Consider the following 19,466-nt stretch of genomic DNA (forward strand, 5'->3'; position numbering starts at 1 on the left):
CTACCAGAAATGAAACCTGTCGCGAAAATGGCCTGGTGAAGCTGCGCGCCGCCACCGGCAGAGTGTGAGCGGAAACATGACCGCGGCCGCCAAAGCTGCGCAGCGAACGCGCAGTCAGCCTGCGTCGGGTTTAAAACCAGAAACTTACACCTACCGCCCGGCGCGTCATCCAGCTAAAATGCAGCAATCAACCCGCCCTCGGCAGGTGTCCATCAGATAAGCGCTCTGCGTTTCCCTGCCGGGCAAGCACCCCTGCGCCGACGGTTTGGCTATCTTTAAATCAACAGGTTAGGTGTTTAATGCGCATATTGCTGAGTAACGATGACGGTATCCACGCGCCGGGTATACAGGTGCTGGCAAAGGCGCTGCGCGAATTTGCTGAGGTACAGGTTGTTGCTCCCGATCGCAACCGCAGCGGGGCCTCCAACTCGCTGACGCTGGAGACGCCGCTGCGCACCTTCACCCACGCCAACGGCGACGTGGCGGTGCTGGCCGGTACGCCGACCGACTGCGTCTATCTTGGGGTGAATACGCTGATGCGGCCGCGGCCGGATATCGTGGTCTCCGGCATCAACGCCGGGCCCAACCTCGGCGATGACGTGATTTACTCCGGTACGGTGGCGGCGGCGATGGAGGGGCGTCACCTCGGGCTGCCGGCGCTGGCGGTGTCGCTGAACGGCTTTGAGCACTATGAAACGGCGGCTGCCGTCACCTGTTCGATCCTGCGCGGCCTGCAGCGCGAACCGCTGCGCACCGGGCGTATCCTCAATATCAACGTGCCGGACCTGCCGCTGGATCAGATTAAAGGCATCCGCGTCACCCGCTGCGGCAGCCGCCACCCGAGCGATCGGGCGATCCCGCTGGAGGACCCGCGCGGCCACACGCTGTACTGGATTGGCCCGCCGGGCGATAAGCTGGATGCCGGCCCGGGCACCGACTTTGCCGCCGTGGATGAAGGCTATGTCTCGGTGACCGCGCTGCACGTTGACCTGACCGCCCACGCGGCGCAGGAGGTGGTGGCTGCGTGGCTGAGCAACGTGGAGGTGGGTACTGAATGGTAAGTGGCCGCACCGAGTCGCTGTTGCTGCTGCTGCGCCAGCAGGGCTTTAACGATGAGCTGCTGTTAAAGGCCATCGAAGAGGTGCCGCGCGAGCGCTTTGTCGACGAAGCCTTCGAACATAAGGCGTGGGAGAATATGGCGCTGCCGATCGGTTCCGGCCAGACCATCTCCCAGCCCTATATGGTGGCGCGCATGACCTCGCTGCTGGAGCTGAACCCGGCTTCGCGGGTGCTGGAGATCGGCACCGGTTCCGGCTACCAGACCGCGATTCTGGCCCACCTGGTCGAACACGTCTGTTCGGTGGAGCGAATTAAAGGGCTGCAGTGGCAGGCCAAGCGCCGCCTGAAGCAGCTCGACCTGCATAACGTCTCCACCCGCCACGGCGACGGCTGGCTGGGCTGGCCGTCGCGCGGGCCCTTTGATGCCATCATCGTCACCGCCGCCCCGCCGGAGATACCTAAGGCGCTGCTCAACCAGCTGGATGAAGGCGGCATTATGGTGCTGCCGGTTGGTGAAGATCAGCAGGTGCTGCAGCGCATTCGTCGCCACGGCGGCGAGTTTAAGGTTGAAACCATCGAAGCGGTGCGTTTTGTGCCGCTGGTGCAGGGTGATCTCGCCTGAGTTCCAGGACATTTCTATACAACTGTTTCATGGCAGCTTCCGAATGATGTTGCTAGTATCTGATAACTTTGCGCATCAGGGCGGTGGCCCGGATGGTGTCGCGGTTTACACATTAAAAGAAGTATTGCCGTAATGGGGGATAGATGAGCACGGGAAGCCCAGGATTTAAGTTACGCCGTATTGCAGCGGTGACAGTGGTAGGATTTTGGCTGGCGGGCTGTTCCAGCGACAATACGCAGGCCCCCATCAGCTCCGTTGGCGGTAATGATTCCGGCCGCATGCTCGGCGGGAGTCCGGGTGGCAATATCAGCAGCGCGAACAGCGGTGGCGGCGGTGGCGGTGGTTTTATTCCCGCGCGTCCACCTTCAATGTCGTCCTCTTCGTCCGGCGGCATGGCCAGTTCAGCCCCGGCCCAGAACGTGGTGACCGAAAACGGTCGCATTGTGTACAATCGCCAGTATGGGAATATTCCGAAAGGTAGCTACGGCGGCGACACCTATACCGTTAAACGTGGCGATACTCTGTTCTATATTGCGTGGATTACCGGCAACGATTTCCGCGATCTGGCACAGCGCAATAACGTCGCCGCGCCTTACGGGCTCAACGTTGGCCAGCAGTTACAGGTGGCTAACGGCTCAGGTACGCCGATCACCGGCGGTAACGCGATCACCACTGCCGATGCGAAAGCCGGTGGGGTAACGCCGCCACCGGTCAGCTCACAAATCGCTCAGCAACCTGTTGCGCGCCAACCCGTAATTACGTATTCTGAGGATTCAGATACGTCAAGCGGGGGCAAAATGCTGCCTTCGTCCGGTACAACTGTTGCAACGACAACAGCACCGGTTACCGCCCCAACCGTCAGCAGTACAACGGACAGCTCCACCCCGGTGGGCAGCTGGCGTTGGCCGACCGACGGTAAGATTATCGATAACTTCTCTGCTTCCGAAGGAGGCAACAAAGGTATCGACATCGCGGGGTCGCGTGGTCAGGCCGTCGTCTCCACCGCCTCAGGTCGTGTGGTTTATGCCGGTAATGCCCTGCGCGGTTACGGTAATCTGATTATCATCAAACATAATGATGATTATCTGAGTGCCTATGCCCATAACGACACGATGCTGGTTCGCGAACAACAAGAAGTGAAAGCGGGCCAGAAGATCGCCACCATGGGCAGTACCGGAACCAGTTCGGTGAGGCTGCACTTTGAAATTCGTTACAAGGGGAAATCCGTAAACCCGCTGCGCTACTTGCCGCAGCGATAGTCCGGCAGAACCTTGCAGTTCTGCCCTTGGATCACGGGTAGGAGCCGCTTATGAGCCAGAATACGCTGAAAGTTAACGATCTAAATGAAGACGCGGAATTCGACGAAAACGGAGCTGAGATTTTTGATGAGAAGGCTCTTGTCGGAAACGAACCTGGTGATAGCGATTTAGCTGAAGAAGAGTTGTTGTCACAGGGTGCAACGCAACGCGTTCTGGATGCGACACAGCTTTATCTGGGAGAGATTGGTTACTCTCCACTATTAACGGCTGAAGAAGAAGTCTTCTTCGCTCGCCGTGCCCTGCGGGGGGACGTACCTTCACGTCGCCGCATGATTGAAAGCAACCTGCGCCTGGTGGTGAAGATTGCCCGTCGTTACAGCAATCGTGGTCTGGCCCTGCTGGACCTGATTGAAGAAGGTAACCTCGGCCTGATCCGCGCGGTAGAGAAGTTTGACCCCGAAAGAGGGTTCCGCTTCTCCACCTATGCCACCTGGTGGATCCGTCAGACGATTGAACGGGCGATTATGAATCAAACCCGTACCATTCGCCTGCCGATCCATATCGTGAAAGAGCTGAACGTTTACCTGCGTACCGCACGTGAACTGTCACACAAGCTCGATCATGAGCCAAGCGCGGAAGAGATTGCGCAACAGCTGGACAAGCCCGTTGATGACGTCAGCCGCATGCTGCGCCTCAATGAGCGCATTACCTCAGTTGATACGCCGTTAGGTGGGGATTCTGAAAAAGCGCTGCTGGACATCCTGGCCGATGAGAAAGACAACGGCCCGGAAGACACCACGCAGGACGATGATATGAAGCAAAGCATCGTCAAATGGCTGTTCGAACTGAACGCCAAGCAGCGCGAAGTACTGGCGCGTCGTTTCGGCCTGTTAGGCTATGAAGCGGCAACGCTGGAGGATGTGGGTCGTGAAATCGGTTTGACCCGTGAACGTGTTCGTCAGATTCAGGTTGAAGGCCTGCGTCGCCTGCGTGAAATCCTGCAGGCACAGGGGCTGAGTATTGAAGCCCTGTTTCGCGAGTAACGCTGCATCAGTCTAAGGTAATGCCAAAAAAAGCGATGACCCCGGTCATCGCTTTTTTTATTGCCTGTTCATACACCCATCCTTCAGGCAATGCTTCTGCACTGGCTGCTCTTATGCATCCCAGTCACAGCGTTTTCTCTGTGACTGGAGATTGATTCGTTCGCCGCCCTGAAACAGCCTGCAGGATGCTATGTATAGCGCGCTACACCAGCGCTTTCAGCCGGTAGATCCACTCCAGCGCCTGGCGCGGCGACAGTGAATCGGCATCCAGCGCTTCCAGCGCTTCCACCGCCGGCGAGGTCTCTTCCACCAGCAGCGGCAGCTGCGAGCCGTCCGCTTTACTGGCGGCGGCGGCACCGGAGAGCGCCTCCAGCTCTTTAAGCTTGTGCCGCGCCCGTTTGATCACCTCTTTTGGCACCCCGGCCAGCGCCGCCACGGCCAGACCGTAACTCTTGCTGGCCGCACCGTCCTGCACGCTGTGCATAAAGGCGATGGTGTCGCCGTGCTCCACGGCGTCGAGATGCACGTTGGCCACGCCCTCGATCTGGTCCGGCAGGGTGGTCAGCTCAAAGTAGTGGGTGGCAAACAGCGTCATCGCCTTAATGCGGTTGGCCAGGCTTTCGGCGCAGGCCCAGGCCAGCGACAGGCCGTCGTAGGTGGAGGTGCCGCGGCCAATCTCATCCATCAGCACCAGGCTCTGCTCGGTGGCGTTGTGCAGGATATTGGCGGTTTCGGTCATCTCCACCATAAAGGTTGAGCGGCCGGAGGCGAGGTCGTCGGCGGCCCCGACGCGGGTGAAGATGCGATCCACCGGGCCGATCGTCGCCTGCTCCGCCGGCACAAAGCTGCCGATACAGGCCATCAGCACGATCAGCGCCGCCTGGCGCATATAGGTACTTTTACCGCCCATATTCGGCCCGGTGACCACCAGCATACGGCGCTGCGGCGACAGCGACAGCGGGTTGGCGATAAACGGCTCTTTCAGCACCTGCTCGACCACCGGGTGACGGCCGCCGGTAATCTTAATGCCCGGCGCGTCGCTCAGCGTCGGGCAGCTGTAGTTCAGCGCCCAGGCACGCTCGGCCAGGTTGCTCAGCACGTCCAGTTCGGCCAGCGCGGCGGCGCTCTCCTGCAGTGCTTCCAGATGCGGCAGCAGCAGGTCCAGCAGCTGTTCGTACAGCGCCTTCTCCAGCGACAGCGCCTTGCCTTTCGAGGTCAGAACCTTGTCTTCGTACTCTTTCAGCTCGGGAATAATGTAGCGTTCGGCGTTTTTCAGCGTCTGGCGGCGCACGTAGTGGATCGGCACCTGGTGGCTCTGGCCGCGGCTGACCTGAATGTAGTAGCCGTGGATGGCGTTAAAGCCGACCTTCAGCGTATCCAGCCCGAGCTTTTCGCGCTCGCGGATCTCCAGCCGGTCAAGGTAGTCGGTGGCACCGTCGGCCAGCGCCCGCCACTCGTCCAGCTCGGCGTTATAGCCGGGGGCGATCACCCCGCCGTCGCGCACCAGTACCGGCGGGGTCTCGATCACCGCCTGCTCCAGCAGGCTGCGCAGCTCGGCAAAGTCGCCCATTTTATCGCGCAGCGTCTGCAGGTGTTCGGTCTGCTCGTCGGCCAGCAGCAGGTTCAGCTGCGGCAGCTGCTGGAAGGCGTGGCGCATGCGCGCCAGATCGCGTGGACGCGCGGTGCGCAGCGCCAGGCGCGCCAGGATACGCTCCAGATCGCCAACCTGACGCAGCAGCGGCGACAGCTCCTCGCTGAAGCTCTGCAGCGCGCTGATGCTCTGCTGGCGGCGGGTAATCGTGGCGGCGTTACGCAGCGGCAGGTGCAGCCAGCGCTTGAGCATGCGGCTGCCCATCGGCGTGACGGTTTTATCCAGCACCGCGGCCAGGGTGTTCTCCACGCCGCCGGCGAGGTTCTGGGTGATTTCCAGGTTACGGCGGGTGGCGGCGTCCATAATGATGCCGTCCTGCTGGCGCTCCATGGTCAGCGAACGGATGTGCGGCAGCGAGGTGCGCTGGGTATCCTTCACATACTGCAGCAGGCAGCCCGCCGCGCGCAGCGCGTGGTGCGCCTGCTCAACGCCAAAGCCGCTCAGGTCGCGGGTGGCAAACTGCAGGTTCAGCTGCTGGCGGGCGGTATCCAGCTCGTACTCCCACTGTGGGCGGCGGCGCAGCCCGCGGCGGTTCTCAATCAGCGACATGGCGCCAAACTCTTCCGGATAGAGCAGCTCGGCCGGGTTGGTGCGCTGCAGCTCGGCGGCCATGGTTTCCAGGTCGGCCGGCTCGGCCAGGCGGAAGCGGCCGGAGCTGATATCCAGCGTGGCGAAACCAAAGCCGCGCGGGCTCTGCCAGATGGCGGCCAGCAGGTTGTCCTGGCGCTCGTTAAGCAGCGCCTCGTCGCTGATGGTGCCGGGGGTCACGATGCGCACCACTTTACGCTCAACCGGCCCTTTGCTCAGCGCCGGATCGCCAATCTGCTCGCAGATCGCCACCGACTCCCCCAGCTGCACCAGCTTGGCCAGATAGTTCTCAACCGCATGATAGGGCACCCCCGCCATCGGGATCGGCTCACCGGCCGAGGCACCGCGTTTGGTCAGCGAGATCTCCAGCAGCTGCGAGGCACGTTTCGCGTCATCATAGAACAGCTCGTAAAAGTCCCCCATGCGGTAAAACAGCAGGATCTCAGGGTGGTCCGCTTTCAGGCGCAGATACTGCTGCATCATCGGGGTATGGGCGGTGAGTTTAGGGGTATCGTTCATGCGCTGTTTTTACTTAGTCCATTGAAATTAAAAGGGGTTAATGGCGTGAGTTGTGTTTTTTAGTCGCCATTTTCCGGTTGCGGTTAGTGTAACGTAGCCGGCCTGAAACTGACACCCGTAAAACCTGAAGGGTGTACGCAAGATGGGGAGAAAGCTGGGGGGGCAAGAATGGGATTTTGAGCAAATGGGCGGCAGGGTAAATGAGTCAAATTATTCAGGTACCCCTACTCAGATAGTAACTTTCTGCACAGGGGCCAGTTGCAGGGGTAGCAGTCACCTTCCAGCGAAAAGGCGACGATAACCGCCTTATCACGAGCGATGTGCCGCTTGTTACCGTAGTCAGACCGGTCATAAGCAGTTACGGTGGTGTGGCCGTGACCGTTAGGGTGCCCGTCCCAACCCCGGGGGTGACTTTCCCGCTCCCTCTTCCGCCACGCAGCCACAGTTCCTTCACCCCATTCTGTATCCCCCCGAGCTTTGCGCCGCCGGTGCTGAGATCAACGTCATCAACGCAGATGGCATAACCGGGCAAGTCCGTCCCTATGCAGCCATTGTCAGCTTTCGGCGTGTTCAGCGTGAGGGTTGCTGTGGATGCAGGGGGGCACTCCAGCGTGACGGGAACGGCGACAGAGGCACCGGCTCCATTGCCCGGGGGCGCTGAACCCAGCGAGCTGGCTCCGACGTCAGGCAGAGTTAACGTGGCTGGCGCAGAAATCGAGCAGCGGCTGGCGGGGGGTAAGGTTATCTCCCCGTTTAAAAGAAATCTATCATCATGATGATGATTCTTGTCCAGATGCATGATACTGATATCTTTAATTTTAATGGATTTCTGAGTCGAGGCGATATTCGTCAGTTTCGCAGTTAACGTCGCCGTGGCATTCGTTGTGAATTCGTAATTTCCAACACTAGGATTATTATTATCGGGTACGCGGCATCCGGTGAGCGGGATCTCGTGAAAATTTTCAGTCAGATCCACGCCCAAACCGTCGAAGGTGCACCGATAGTTCTGGGGGGGGGGAGGACGTTTCACCGGTCACGGTCACATTTATGCGACCGGTCACACCTTCCGGAAGAATGACACTGTTTGATTCTAGTAAAAAGATGGGATCGCCTGCGTAAAAGGAGCAACAAAGCTCAGTTCTCTTGAATTCGGCACTTACCGACCAGCGGCCATTGCCGTCACCTGATATAGGGATATCGACTTGCGCAATACTGTTGTGACTGCACAGCAGGATAAGGGATGACAGTAAACCTTGTCGTATCTGTATGTTGTTCATTAGCCGGCTCCTTGCCCGGGTGGTAATAATATTGTAAACAATGTGACAGCGATCGCAGGGGGTTATGCAAAAGCCCGTCAGTCTGTAATCTCCTGCGGGTTTCGTACACCTGTACTCACATTATTCAACCCTGAATCTGACATTAAATCGCTCGACGGGTGATATAGTAACCATCGATATAGCGCAATGCAGAGCCGCAAGCATCAAGGATGATAATATAAGTACTACTAATAGCTTCGGATATATGTTCTGTGCACAACGAATAATTGATGCGCAAGAGTGATAAACAAACCTGCAGTTGGCTGTCATTAATGCCAGCATCGTTGAATGTTTACATGCTGCATGTTGTAGCAGTTTGCGCCACAGGTCAAATTATGTTTAGATGAAAATGTTGGTTTTTATATTATTTTAAGGAGATGTTTTACTCCTTAAGGGAGTAGTGCATTATTGGGAGCAGGGCTCTCTGGTAGTTGCTCATCAGCATATGATATCCATTCCTCCGTGAGTAAATCAGTTACTGACATTTATTTTTCTCACTAAGTATTAAATGACTCACCGGGTCTTATGAAACCCATCATCGCTGTGTAGATAGCATTAAACATGATCTGCAATGTACTGGGTGAAACCTGGCCGGTACGCAGTGGATTTCAGTAAGAACAATCTGCAGTGGATTTGACAGTAAAGTCTTCACCCCACAAAGCCAGAAGGAAAACATCCATAATCCTCATGGTGTGATTCATTCCGTTATCACTCTGACAGTCGTGTGCTTCAGGGGGGGAGCGCAGCCTGAGGCGGAAGGAGTAGATCCTGAAAGATAAACTCGACAGTCAATGTATACGCATGAGGGCAAATTCTGAGCCAGACATGGCGATAAAAAGCATATCGACTATGAAACTAAGTTGTAACCAAATGTGTGCAAAAGACTGAAAAATCTGATTTTTTGGAAACCGTACTGGAATCCTGCTAACTGTTGATTCTGTGCGATTGTTTTATGATTTTTATAATAAAAAACCCTTAATTTATAGAATCTTTTAAAAAACTTTTTCAGTTAAGTAGTCAGATTTTAAGGGGTTGATTTTTTCTTTAAATTTATGATAGCGATCGGTTTTGACCAGTGGCTGTTATTGTGTATAATTATTCGGCGTTACTTAAAGTGAACAGGAGAAACCAGTTATAGTTATTCGGTCTCGGAAACGAGAAATATAATTAATTCACATAATTTATTTGCATGTTGATTGAAATTCCTGTGCCTGTGCCTGTGCCTGTGCCTGTGCCTGTGCCTGGGTTTTTTATGAGAGGTCGCAATGTCAGAAATGTTGATTATTTATTTTTATTAAAAAGCTAAAACTGGCGAGTTCAGGAATTACGTAGCTTTTTAACGCTGTTATTATTTTTGTGTATGTCTATCAGAAAGGGAAGAGGGGTAATTTATTGATTGTATAGTGTAAGAAGCGGTTGTGAGAAATTAACATACTAATATGAAGTAGTGCTTATAAATTACGATTGTGGTTTTATACTGACCTGGCCATTTTAGTATTGTGGCAGGCTATTAATTATCAGGGTATCAGCGTACAGCCACCAGGGTAGTACACTTAATGACTGATTCCTGAAGAAGGATTTATAATAATGAAAGAGATAGTAGAAAAAAATAGTAAAGAAGAAATTCATTTTCTTAACTTCAGTTTCAATCGTAACACACGGATTCTGAAAAAAGATAATAAAGTGATGAGTTTAGTGAAAAAAGAAGCTGATGCCTTAGCGTTGCTGTGTGACAGAGCACCGAATCCGGTGACGGCACAAGAATTTAACTCAGCCGTCTGGAGGGGCCGATGTGTGACACCACAAAGCATCGCTCAGGTGATAAGAAGTCTTCGGGTTAAACTGAATGATACTGAAAAAAATATCATCATTACATTACCAAAGTTAGGGTATGGTATATTAACAGATGTGGTTGGCTATGAATCTGGGAATTCTGAAAAAGCTATGCAGGAAGTTGAGTACGGTCGGCGTTACAGGGAGAGTAACAAAGATATCAGAGGTTATTCATCTATAGTGTCAGAGTTGGAAATAGATGCAGCTTTGAATGACATTAAAGGGCTGCAGAATTTAATTCTGCATAAGATTCTTGAGCTTGAGAAAATTAGCAAATCATCTGGTGATGCTAATTTACTCTAGCTTGTTTGATTAAATTCAGACATGGCTGTGTAAACATATAAGTCTGAAGGCTGATTTAAAATAATGAAATCTGAGGCTCTTTCCCTTTCTTAATTTTTCATAATTACTCTCCCTTCGCACGCGATAGCGTGCGGCGGGAGCAGGATTGAGAAAGGAAAAGATATGACCGGAACGGTGCATTCATTTCTTATGCTATAATCAAGTGATGATTTCGTTACTGATGATTTTCTAATAGAATTTCCTATCTGATATTTAGGGTAAAGTATGGAGTGTTTTCAATTCGGACAGTTAAATTTATCCTCGAATTTACCCTGCCCCATAACCCTTAAGTCCCGAATTAACGAGTGTTTATAAGCTATCGTGTTAATGATTTTTTTAACATAAGGGTCACGGTGTTCCGGAGTACTTGAGTGATAGCTGCCAACACCATCCCAGGTATACCCATTACGTTGAATGGCCTTATGAAGTATCCATGTGCCTGCGAAAACATTCGCACAGCTGTTTTTTCTAAGGTTGCTCTCTGAGATTCCCAGGCTGTTTAGTTTTCTGAAGTGTATGCTGTTTATCTGCATAAGACCAACGTCTACGGTATTGTTTTTGTTAGTGTTTACAGCGGTTTGTTTGTTTTTCGACTCCTGCCAGATTATCGCTTTAATAATAAGTGGGTTAACTTTAAAGCATTGCGCGGCCGTAATGATGCAGTCTTCGGGCATTGCAGCGGCCGCGAATGATAAACTTAATCCTGTAAATAAGAGAGCTGTTTGATATGCTTTATTAAACTTCATGGTTTCTGTTTTGGTAAAAATGAATAATGCTTCAGTTGTTATATGAAATTAGAAATCTTCTTCTTCATCATTGGATAATAAATTCATCCTCATGCTCTCGAAAAGAGTGTTAGCACCTATGAGTTGAGTTGTATACTTGTCAAGATAGTCTGAGACATAGTTCTTCAGGCTTTCTTCCTCGGCTGTTTTCACTTCATCATGAATCGATTTTCGTAAGGTTGCATCAACATACAGCAACGTGCTGCTAAGCTCAGACATGGAGGGAGAGTTCCCAGGATAAAGGTATTCATACCTCTCTTTCATCATTTTCATCAATTTGCTGAGATTATGACTGTCAAAGTCACCCGTTCCGACAGGGCGTTTTTCTTTGATAAATTGCAGAAGATCTTTCTGGTAATCAGTTGCATCGTCATTATTTAAGCTTTTACTACTGTTGCTGATAGTATATCGATCGTTACAGGGAATCATTGTCTTCACCAGTTTCACAGGTTTGCATATCCGATTGAGATGTCTGGCTGCATTGACTTAATGCTATCAGCTGTGCGCCGATTTGAGCTAGGGTGTCAGGAATCAAGGAGGCCATTTCTATTTCTGTATCTTCCAGCGCTTTCCTCGCTTCATTTGTCCATTGAAGACAAAGGGACTCGCTGGGGAATCTGATCGCATCACTGTCATTCTGCACGGTGATGTGATTATCATCTGTAAACTGATAATTCGATAATTCTACCCCCTCAGGTAATGGAACCTGACGCGGTATTATAATTTTCATATCCTTCTGGTGCCCGCTTTTCTCCTGCAGGTGGTGAATGATTCGTTCAACGATAACAGGGTCATGAAACGATGTTTGCAGTTTCATGAATATGTCTCGTCTGAACGAGGAGAAACGCGCAGTTTGTTTTTTTTCATATTCATCAAACATGCTCAGAAGTTGGCTAAAAAACAGCGTAAAGCCAGTGGTGAAACCGACCTTTTCACTCTCTTCTCTGATTTTAATCGAATGTGACTGGTGCTCTGCATTAACCTCTGCGCAATAGCTGAGCGTGCGCTCCAGAGCTGCAGCCATACGATGGTGCTGTTTCTTTTCCCGTGACTTGATTATAGTCAGATCGTCGAGATCCTCAGGGAGTCGGGCTGTGCTAATCGTTCGCATAAATCATGGCCATTTTTAATAAATTGATATGATCCGGGGTAGGGGCTGCTTTACAGATAACATGCGTATTATCGCGCGGAAAGCACAGTGCCATACGCTGTTGCAGAGCATGAGGCAAGTTGGCTGAAATGCTCCTGATGAAGGCAATGCCGTAAGCGGTAGCAGAGTCGCAGGGCATGGCGGCACCGGGATCAACCTGATGTGCCAGGGGTAGCGATATAAACGCCAGTAACCTGGTGTCCGCTGCCAGCCTGGCACCCTGTAATATTAACTGGCTACGCAAAAGATAGCTGCCAATGAGATAAGCAACATTAGGTAGCCGCTTCCAGTATGCAAGAATTAATGACGTGGTATGACATCCGGGAGACCATCCCTCCGGCAAATCTTCAAGCTGATAGTACTCTATCAGCCAGAGATTGATCAGCGCTTCATTCCACGTATTGTTGCAACGCATTAATTCTTCCAGATGGTCTGGATGAGTATATACTGCAGGGCCATACATTATCCTCAACACAGTGTCGAAATTATCATTCATCTGAAGATAACTCTTCATTTTCGGATTTTAACTGGCTTCTGCTTTTAGACTGATAACGCTGCCGGGTTAAATAAAATAAACACCCTCCAATCCCGGTAGCAGCAAGGCCAAAGACAGACAGCAGCAGAGCCCAGCTCCCCGTCGGTACAGCAGGAACCTGGGTCGGAGATGCATACTGAATAACCGGTGCAGGAAACAGCACTACCGATATGTTTTCAAAACGTACATCATCCAGGCTGTGTTTTATTAGAGATTTTATTTGTGAAATGAAAATATTCTCATCAATATCCCCTTTATATGAAATCAACACTCCTACATGGTTGTCGGTTTTTTTAGTGGCCAGAGTATTATCTAGTGGAGGATAGCTGATGTGAACTTTTACATTTACCACCTGTGCAATAACCCTCAGCGTCTGTGCCAGACGCTGTTCCTGAAGAGACAGGATACGAGCCTGTTCAGCATTAGGTGAAGCCACCAGTGAACTTTCGGGAAACGCCTGAGCTATCTGTACATCCGCTGACCATGGCAGTTGATACTGACTGATTACAGAGAGAGCAGCGGTGGATTCCACAGGGTTTACGGTAACCGTATACCCTGACTTAAGCGTACCATTTTTTTGCACTGCAATGTTATGTTGCTGCAATATTGCCAGAACCTGATTAGCCTGATCCTGACTCAGGTTGTCCAGTATCACAATATCACTACATGCAGTAAGCATGACGAGCGCCAGCAACAGCGGGGACGCACGCAAAGTTTTTTTTAACATTACTGCGATTTTTCCAAGGTTTCAATTGTGCTTACAGCTTTTCGTGCAAGTGTACTGACAAGTGATACATAGTTAGTGTATTCACCAATATAATTTTGCAGCATTAACAATTTTTCAGGATCGCTGGTGAATCGCGGCGACTGACTTAAATTATTAATAACGTCTTTATACTGCTCGTTGCTTTCACTGACTTTATTAAATTCTTTGCTAACTAAGTTAGTGAAGTTATGGTCGTGAATACTTGCAGGGATCTCTTCCTGATGACTGAGACTGTTATTTTCAGGGATATAACCAGATAAAACATTTGCTTTGATCGGGAACATTTTTTCTCCGGGTTTTTGTGGTGGTTAAGGGTACGGATAACCCGTACCCAAAGATTATCTGAAGTTCTGAATAATGCTGGCACCGATATCTTTGTAAGCCTTTACCGTACTGGTTTGTGCATTACGGAACAGAGTGTATGCCTGCAGTTTTCCCTGATAGGCAGCAAGTGCACTTGGGTTTGAAGGATCTTTTTCCATAGCATCCTGTGCTTTTTTCAATTCCTTCATAAGATTTTCTGCACCCGTCTCAAAACCCAGAGATGTTCTGTCCAGAAAAATGTTTTCATCAAACCCAGGAACGTAACCAATATCAGCCATAATTTTTTTCTCTTTGTTTCAGTGGGAAGTACCAATGTTTTGGATTAAGGAAAATATAATTTTCCGCGGAAGTAGTATATGATTTGTTTTTTAGCCAGTCCTCATCAAGATTGACTGAGAAATTTATGATTTTTTCTCCCCATTTTTGATTAAAGTTTAAGATGGAATTTCTCAGAGCCATAAGCACATTATCACTCAGAGTATCGCGGATAACTAATACGTATCCATTATCGGTCTTCACCTGCCGGTAAACTATGTTTAAGCGATCCAAACCCTGGCGTGCCTCTGCCAGAAGCTGCTCCTTACTCTTCAGGGTAGTCGCGAAATCTGTAGCAAAAGGAATAGCATTCAGAACTGCAGTTCTGAATCTTTTGACTTCAGAAGGTGACATTTTACGATAAACAGCGATGCCCGGATGTTCTGGTGAACCGTAATTTATCTGTAACACCGGGAAGCCTGCCAGCGTTAGTTCTTCAATGACCTTCTGACGGTGTTTACTCAGCCACACAGGAAGAACTTTGTTCGTCTGGTTTAGTTTATTGATTGTCTGTGTCGCCCATTCCATCTCGGGCAGCCCCTGAGTCAGAATGTAGATTGTGCCATTATCACGGCCTTTTACTATTTCGACAGGGCCTGGGGCACCAGCGAGCGCATCACTAAGTGTTGATACGTGTTGCTCAACATTACTATTTTTGTACCAGACAGCAGTGGCTGCGAAAAGTATGCTAAGTGTCAGGAACAGACCTGATAAGTACAACTTTGTTGTTTTCTGAGAACTGCTGGCAGATCCATGTTGTAGAGGATTTTGAGGCAATGCAGAAAGACTATTGAAGTTTAAAACTGCATCAGACCAGGCTTGCTCATGGCGTTTAATGGAAAAGTGGATGTGTTTATAGGAAAAAACGGCATTCTCTTCAATGACTTCAGTAATGGTTCCATTTAAGTCCTGGATTTCTAGTTGAAATGCGTTTTTCCCTTCATTCTCAGAAGGATGAGAAAGTCGCAATGTGATGTTCGGTGAATGAGTATCACAGGGAATATAGAGCGTATTCAATGTATAATGCGCAGCATGCTGCTGTGCGGGTGTAAGGGTTTCATCCTCAACCTTTAGTGCCGAGCCAGGATTAATCAACAAAAAATAATCTTCTGCGGGCAATAGAAGTTCGCAGCCAACCATCGGGCCAAACAACAGTTTTAGCGTGTAGTTTTGCAGAGAATTATCATGATTATTTTCTACAATGTTTTTATGGATATAGCTATTCATAATTAAAAATGAACCATTTTATTATCTGGGTGAGGATGCGTCACTCTTATGAGTAATTTATTATCATAATCATTCATTAAGGGCTTCTTGCGAACTTTTTTGATTTGCTTATCAATGTGGAAATGTTATAACGGAATATTATTACCGGTCAATCCATAGCGCATTATGTTTTTTTTAATAATTTATTAAAAACCTGATCTTTATTAATTCTTGCATGTGTGGTTGATGTAGCCTCTGATTGTCGATAGGATAAATGGGTTGCTTAAGAAGTTATATCAAAAAACAGTGTAAATACATGCAGGTCTCATCTGGGATGGAATGCCATGAATAAATTAAAACCAGGTGGTTCAATGGGTTGCAATATTAACCCCCTGAAAGGTTTACAGAAAACAACCTCTCGTTATTCAACGGTTAGTGATAATAAAGTAAAGCTGGATGGATCTCTCTTGTTTGTCAGGCCAGCGAATTCAGATTCTTCGATTTTCTGGCCGCAGACAGATGAAAATCACGATAAAGAATTATTTATAGACCGACCAGCTTTATTGCTTAGTAAAAGGTCTGTTGAGGTTTTTTTTAGAGGTCAGTGGTATGTGGAAAAATTTTCATTGTCAAACCTGATTATACTTCTTGCTTTCATTAACTATCAGAAAGAATTGAGTAAATGCAATAAGCAAGAAAAGGTCAGACATTGTGAGTCAGGACAGTCTTCAGTTCTGCTTACTTCAAGAGATGATTTTGTTGCAATCGTTGAATCTGAGGCGGAAACGTTCACCGGATTGCTTATTAGCAATACTTTACAACCAGAGGATCGTTGCCTGGGTGAATTGATTTCCTTCATCTGTGCCATGGAAAATTACTGGGTTGCCTGTTTTTTTCTGGCTCAGGTTATGGATGGAGACAGAGAAACAGACACGTATAAAATCTATAATGCATACAAAGATTATGGAGTTTCAGAGTCCCATTTCAGAAAACTGTGCCACAGTACATTTTCCTGCGGGCCTAAAAAACAATTACGGATGTGGCGTGCGGCACAAAGTGCTTTGCAACTGATTGAAAAAGAGAACTCTATCGCCATGATTGCTGGTGATAATGGTTACTCGTCTTCGTCACATTTTTCCAGTGAGATAAAGAAAATTTTTGGTATTACACCAAAGGAATTTAAGAAAATAGGTGGTTTTTTCCATGATTAGTACTGTTTTTAAAAAAAACAGATGTTGTCTGATTATCTTGCTGGCGGGGGCGTTGAACAGTACCTGGGCTTCAGCAGGATTGCTTGAAAAGAAAGAATCAGGCAGTAGCCAGTATAATGAATCTGGCGTCGGGGCTGATTCAGATAATACCTATGTTGCCAGTAACAATAGCATAAGGCAGCTTTTCTATGTTATTGGTGGTGCACTTGGTAAGCCTGTCATAGTCAGTAATGAGGCGGCTAAAAAACGTGTCTCAGGTAACTTTGATCTCAACCGATCCAAGGAAGCGCTAAGTAAATTGGCCTCACGTACCGGGCTCATCTGGTATGACGACGGAAGTTCCGTTTATATTTATGACAGCAGCGAAATCCAAAGCAAAGTTGTCAGGCTGATGTACGCGCCCTTTGATCGGCTGGTTGCCTATCTGCAATCTTCCGGGCTTTACGATTCCCGTTTTCCTTTAAGGTCAAACGGAACTTCGGGATCATTTTACGTTTCCGGGCCGCCAGTGTATGTAGAGCTGATAGGAGCAGCTGCAAAACATATCGACACGACTTATTCCCGAACCGGGACCGGCGAAAGCACGATCCGGGTGATAAAACTACGTAACACCTTCGTTACCGATCGCACTTTCACTCAGCGTGATGCGCCGGTAACTATTCCTGGCGTAGCGGCTGTTTTAAATAAGTTGTTGAATAACTCCAGCAGTAGTGCTGGTAGTGCGGGGATTGCTGGCGCGCAGATTACCGTTGACAGAGAGACTCAAAGCGCCCTTCAGGCCGCAGAGGCTGGTGAAGAGGGCCGTTTCCCTGCGCTGCCTGCACTGAGTTCATCTGCCTCACACCAAAGTTTCGGTGACAGGGACAATGTGCAGGCGGACACGGTGACAATCGTTGCCTACTCCGATACTAACAGTCTGCTTATTAAGGGTTCAGCACGCCAGGTGAGCTTCGTTGAAGATCTTGTGCGAGCCATTGACGTTGCCAAAAAACAAATTCAGCTTTCGCTTTGGATTATTGATATCTCTAAAGACGCGGTGGATAAATTAGGCGTTCAATGGCAGGGGGCTGCCACAATAGGCGGTAATGGTGTAACCCTTAACCAGAGTACTCTCGCACCTGCAAGCAGTGCCCATTTTCTTGCTGATGTTACCGCACTGGCTCAGAAAGGCAACGCGCAGATTGTTTCGCGCCCTGAGATACTGACTCAGGAAAATGTGCCGGCGCTATTTGATAACAACCACAGTTTTTATGCCAAATTACAGGGGGAGCGCAACTCCTCTCTGGAGAAAGTTACTTACGGTACGATGATAAGTGTGCTTCCACGTCTGACACAATATCAGCAGGAAGTCGAAATGATTCTGAATATTCAGGACGGCGGAACGCAGATTGGTGCAAATGGCGAAACTAACAGCGTGGATAATCTGCCGGTCGTTAGCAACACCCAAATCAGCACCGAAGCGCGGGTGCCGGCAGGGTACGGCCTTTTGGTGGGTGGATACGGCCGAGACGAAGATACCCAAAACAATATCGGCATCCCTTTGCTACGTGATATCCCGCTGTTGGGGAAATTATTTGATTACAGCTACGTAAGCCGGAAAAAAATGGTTCGCATGTTTCTCATTCAGCCCCGTTTGCTGATTAATGGTCAGCCGTGGCAAGGGCTTGACGATGAAAATCCGGTTCTTGGCCGTGAGCCGAACGGGAATGAGGTAAGGTTGAAATCAACGGTATCAATGTTACGTGAAACCATGAATAGTAATCAGAGTCGAGCAAGATAACATGGCTATTCGTTCTACAGGCGGTTTAGATTTACACCGTGTTGATATTCGGGCTCCAGCCAACAATCAGGTGAATCATGCTGCTGATGAATCCGCTGAACATGCGCCGGTTGTTAATCTGCAGGAAGAGTTAAACAATGCTGCTGAAGAGATGGCTGACCTGCTCAGTGCATTTGGCCGCTTTAATAGAACGAATCGTAAAAATGTTAATAGTAATAATGAAAACGAGTCATTTTCTGCAATACTTGAAGATCATGCAGATGAAAAACTGAATTCGCTAATCAAACAAGTTTCTAAACTGCATGGCCAGAGTAATATTCTTAACTTTGCTCGCGGTTTGTTTCCGAATGACAGTGATTTGATGCTGGCTCTTCGCGAAATGCTTTTAAGCCGCAAGCTGTCAGAGTTAATGAAGAAGAAAGTAAAAGAAGCTATAAGTGATTTAGAGAAATTCAGTGACCGCCAAAAAATGCAGTCCGGAATCAATGTTGGAAAACTTGCCAGGCGGTTCAGCAAGCGCGGAGAGGGTAAGCCGCTATCTGCGAAGGATTTAAGGAGCAGTTATCTACGCTTTCTTGAGCTGGAGCTGCCTGCAGGTTTTATCTATCAGGACTGGATTGATGAATTTGGCTGCAGCAATCGTAAACGATTACTTACCTTTACGTTGTCAGCATTGATTGCAGACATGAAGGCAAACGAACCGGGTATACATTTTGATGAGTTTGGTCCATTGAGTGCCAAACTTTCAGATGCACGTATTCTTAATACTTTAGATAATGAATTAAATGAAAGTTTTAATTCCTTCATCTTTCATGAGCAGCTAAGAAACAATGAAGGAAAATTCATTTCAGAGGATGATGTTGTAGGTTTGTATATGAAGGGACTTATCAATATTTCGGATTTCAAGCCGCACCTGTCAGCATTTTCTGTTGATTACTTGTCCTTGCTATTAGTCAGGCAACGTGCGGAAGTTATTCAGGCGTTACGTAAGGTATATAATATGACCCCTGATTTTCTTTTCTCAGATGTAATAGTTAAAGATGATGTGCTGGAAATGATGTCATCGCTTTTAACAAAATTATGTAAGAAAGAGAGAGAAAATTCTGTCTGGTCTGAACACGATAAGAAAGAGTTATCTGGCTCTCTATTGGTGCGTTAACTA

The 19,466-nt window shown here is 49.1% G+C and carries 18 protein-coding genes; 8 read left to right on the forward strand and 10 right to left on the reverse strand.

The annotated features are described in order from the left end of the window. The first annotated feature begins 299 nt into the window (after nt 1-299). From surE to rpoS, 4 genes are all read left to right on the forward strand, one after another. Nucleotides 300-1,061 (forward strand): 5'/3'-nucleotidase SurE, encoded by a 762-nt coding sequence (gene surE, locus GKQ23_RS05915; protein WP_056232162.1) that lies wholly within the window; start codon nt 300-302, stop codon nt 1,059-1,061. Continuing rightward, on the forward strand, nt 1,055-1,681 hold the full coding sequence (locus GKQ23_RS05920) for a protein-L-isoaspartate(D-aspartate) O-methyltransferase (RefSeq protein WP_056232165.1): 627 nt from the start codon (nt 1,055-1,057) through the stop codon (nt 1,679-1,681). Before surE ends, GKQ23_RS05920 begins: the two co-directional genes overlap by 7 nt. Nucleotides 1,682-1,824: 143 nt before the next feature. Continuing rightward, nucleotides 1,825-2,940 carry a murein hydrolase activator NlpD gene (nlpD, locus tag GKQ23_RS05925; protein ID WP_056232167.1) on the forward strand — a complete coding sequence of 372 codons (1,116 nt, stop codon included), beginning with the start codon at nt 1,825-1,827 and terminating at the stop codon, nt 2,938-2,940. 50 nt (nt 2,941-2,990) lie between these two features. Beyond that, nucleotides 2,991-3,983 (forward strand): RNA polymerase sigma factor RpoS, encoded by a 993-nt coding sequence (gene rpoS / locus GKQ23_RS05930; RefSeq protein WP_056232169.1) that lies wholly within the window; start codon nt 2,991-2,993, stop codon nt 3,981-3,983. Between the two features lie 202 nt (nt 3,984-4,185). Here the strand turns inward: rpoS and mutS are convergent, their stop codons facing one another. Continuing rightward, nucleotides 4,186-6,741: a DNA mismatch repair protein MutS gene (gene mutS, locus GKQ23_RS05935; RefSeq protein ID WP_212410024.1), complete on the reverse strand. Its 2,556-nt coding sequence runs from the start codon at nt 6,739-6,741 to the stop codon at nt 4,186-4,188. A 358-nt stretch (nt 6,742-7,099) separates the two neighbouring features. Beyond that, entirely contained in the window at nt 7,100-7,717 is a 618-nt protein-coding gene (locus GKQ23_RS05940) for a hypothetical protein (RefSeq protein ID WP_212410025.1), read from the reverse strand. Between the two features lie 1,927 nt (nt 7,718-9,644). Between GKQ23_RS05940 and GKQ23_RS05945 the strand changes: the two genes are divergently transcribed. Further along, entirely contained in the window at nt 9,645-10,193 is a 549-nt protein-coding gene (locus tag GKQ23_RS05945; RefSeq protein WP_212410026.1) for a winged helix-turn-helix domain-containing protein, read from the forward strand. A 275-nt stretch (nt 10,194-10,468) separates the two neighbouring features. Here the strand turns inward: GKQ23_RS05945 and GKQ23_RS05950 are convergent, their stop codons facing one another. The 8 genes from GKQ23_RS05950 to GKQ23_RS05985 form a co-directional block, all read right to left on the reverse strand. Continuing rightward, a complete protein-coding gene (locus GKQ23_RS05950; RefSeq protein WP_212410027.1) occupies nt 10,469-10,978 on the reverse strand; it encodes a lytic transglycosylase domain-containing protein in 510 nt (169 codons plus the stop codon). Between the two features lie 48 nt (nt 10,979-11,026). Then, nucleotides 11,027-11,464, reverse strand: a complete 438-nt coding sequence (locus GKQ23_RS05955; RefSeq protein ID WP_212410028.1) for a hypothetical protein — start codon at nt 11,462-11,464, stop codon at nt 11,027-11,029. Next, nucleotides 11,433-12,041, reverse strand: coding sequence for a type III secretion protein (locus GKQ23_RS05960; protein WP_249168479.1), 609 nt, complete (start codon nt 12,039-12,041; stop codon nt 11,433-11,435). The genes GKQ23_RS05955 and GKQ23_RS05960 overlap by 32 nt, the downstream gene beginning before the upstream one ends. 73 nt (nt 12,042-12,114) lie before the next feature. Continuing rightward, nucleotides 12,115-12,663 carry a hypothetical protein gene (locus GKQ23_RS05965; protein ID WP_212410030.1) on the reverse strand — a complete coding sequence of 183 codons (549 nt, stop codon included), beginning with the start codon at nt 12,661-12,663 and terminating at the stop codon, nt 12,115-12,117. Continuing rightward, nucleotides 12,656-13,429: a type III secretion system inner membrane ring lipoprotein SctJ gene (gene sctJ / locus GKQ23_RS05970; protein ID WP_212410031.1), complete on the reverse strand. Its 774-nt coding sequence runs from the start codon at nt 13,427-13,429 to the stop codon at nt 12,656-12,658. The genes GKQ23_RS05965 and sctJ overlap by 8 nt, the downstream gene beginning before the upstream one ends. Continuing rightward, on the reverse strand, nt 13,429-13,752 hold the full coding sequence (sctI, locus tag GKQ23_RS05975; protein ID WP_212410032.1) for a type III secretion system inner rod subunit SctI: 324 nt from the start codon (nt 13,750-13,752) through the stop codon (nt 13,429-13,431). The genes sctJ and sctI overlap by 1 nt, the downstream gene beginning before the upstream one ends. 54 nt (nt 13,753-13,806) lie before the next feature. Continuing rightward, complete coding sequence (sctF, locus tag GKQ23_RS05980) at nt 13,807-14,070, reverse strand: type III secretion system needle filament subunit SctF (RefSeq protein WP_212410033.1); 264 nt, start codon at nt 14,068-14,070, stop codon at nt 13,807-13,809. Continuing rightward, nucleotides 14,063-15,334: a PrgH/EprH family type III secretion apparatus protein gene (locus GKQ23_RS05985; RefSeq protein ID WP_212410034.1), complete on the reverse strand. Its 1,272-nt coding sequence runs from the start codon at nt 15,332-15,334 to the stop codon at nt 14,063-14,065. The genes sctF and GKQ23_RS05985 overlap by 8 nt, the downstream gene beginning before the upstream one ends. Nucleotides 15,335-15,657: 323 nt before the next feature. Between GKQ23_RS05985 and GKQ23_RS05990 the strand changes: the two genes are divergently transcribed. The 3 genes from GKQ23_RS05990 to sctW are packed head-to-tail and all read left to right on the forward strand — an operon-like array spanning nt 15,658 to nt 19,463. Continuing rightward, a complete protein-coding gene (locus tag GKQ23_RS05990; RefSeq protein WP_249168480.1) occupies nt 15,658-16,524 on the forward strand; it encodes a helix-turn-helix domain-containing protein in 867 nt (288 codons plus the stop codon). Then, a complete protein-coding gene (gene sctC / locus GKQ23_RS05995; protein ID WP_212410035.1) occupies nt 16,517-18,304 on the forward strand; it encodes a type III secretion system outer membrane ring subunit SctC in 1,788 nt (595 codons plus the stop codon). Before GKQ23_RS05990 ends, sctC begins: the two co-directional genes overlap by 8 nt. A 1-nt stretch (nt 18,305) precedes the next feature. After that, nucleotides 18,306-19,463 (forward strand): type III secretion system gatekeeper subunit SctW, encoded by a 1,158-nt coding sequence (gene sctW, locus GKQ23_RS06000; protein ID WP_212410036.1) that lies wholly within the window; start codon nt 18,306-18,308, stop codon nt 19,461-19,463. Nucleotides 19,464-19,466 lie beyond the last annotated feature (3 nt).

Source organism: Erwinia sp. E602, from assembly GCF_018141005.1.
In the GTDB taxonomy this organism is placed as follows: Bacteria; Pseudomonadota; Gammaproteobacteria; order Enterobacterales; family Enterobacteriaceae; genus Erwinia.

What these genes read in the sequence shown, in the direction of transcription:
- GKQ23_RS05950 (WP_212410027.1), bottom strand. Translation starts at nt 10,978, where the DNA reads ATGAAGTTTAATAAAGCATATCAAACAGCTCTCTTATTTACAGGATTA.
- sctC (WP_212410035.1), top strand. Translation starts at nt 16,517, where the DNA reads ATGATTAGTACTGTTTTTAAAAAAAACAGATGTTGTCTGATTATCTTG.
- sctI (WP_212410032.1), bottom strand. Translation starts at nt 13,752, where the DNA reads ATGTTCCCGATCAAAGCAAATGTTTTATCTGGTTATATCCCTGAAAAT.
- surE (WP_056232162.1), top strand. Translation starts at nt 300, where the DNA reads ATGCGCATATTGCTGAGTAACGATGACGGTATCCACGCGCCGGGTATA.
- rpoS (WP_056232169.1), top strand. Translation starts at nt 2,991, where the DNA reads ATGAGCCAGAATACGCTGAAAGTTAACGATCTAAATGAAGACGCGGAA.
- GKQ23_RS05960 (WP_249168479.1), bottom strand. Translation starts at nt 12,041, where the DNA reads ATGGCTGCAGCTCTGGAGCGCACGCTCAGCTATTGCGCAGAGGTTAAT.
- GKQ23_RS05945 (WP_212410026.1), top strand. Translation starts at nt 9,645, where the DNA reads ATGAAAGAGATAGTAGAAAAAAATAGTAAAGAAGAAATTCATTTTCTT.
- GKQ23_RS05985 (WP_212410034.1), bottom strand. Translation starts at nt 15,334, where the DNA reads ATGAATAGCTATATCCATAAAAACATTGTAGAAAATAATCATGATAAT.
- nlpD (WP_056232167.1), top strand. Translation starts at nt 1,825, where the DNA reads ATGAGCACGGGAAGCCCAGGATTTAAGTTACGCCGTATTGCAGCGGTG.
- mutS (WP_212410024.1), bottom strand. Translation starts at nt 6,741, where the DNA reads ATGAACGATACCCCTAAACTCACCGCCCATACCCCGATGATGCAGCAG.
- sctW (WP_212410036.1), top strand. Translation starts at nt 18,306, where the DNA reads ATGGCTATTCGTTCTACAGGCGGTTTAGATTTACACCGTGTTGATATT.
- GKQ23_RS05965 (WP_212410030.1), bottom strand. Translation starts at nt 12,663, where the DNA reads ATGAATGATAATTTCGACACTGTGTTGAGGATAATGTATGGCCCTGCA.
- GKQ23_RS05920 (WP_056232165.1), top strand. Translation starts at nt 1,055, where the DNA reads ATGGTAAGTGGCCGCACCGAGTCGCTGTTGCTGCTGCTGCGCCAGCAG.
- sctF (WP_212410033.1), bottom strand. Translation starts at nt 14,070, where the DNA reads ATGGCTGATATTGGTTACGTTCCTGGGTTTGATGAAAACATTTTTCTG.
- GKQ23_RS05990 (WP_249168480.1), top strand. Translation starts at nt 15,658, where the DNA reads ATGAATAAATTAAAACCAGGTGGTTCAATGGGTTGCAATATTAACCCC.
- sctJ (WP_212410031.1), bottom strand. Translation starts at nt 13,429, where the DNA reads ATGTTAAAAAAAACTTTGCGTGCGTCCCCGCTGTTGCTGGCGCTCGTC.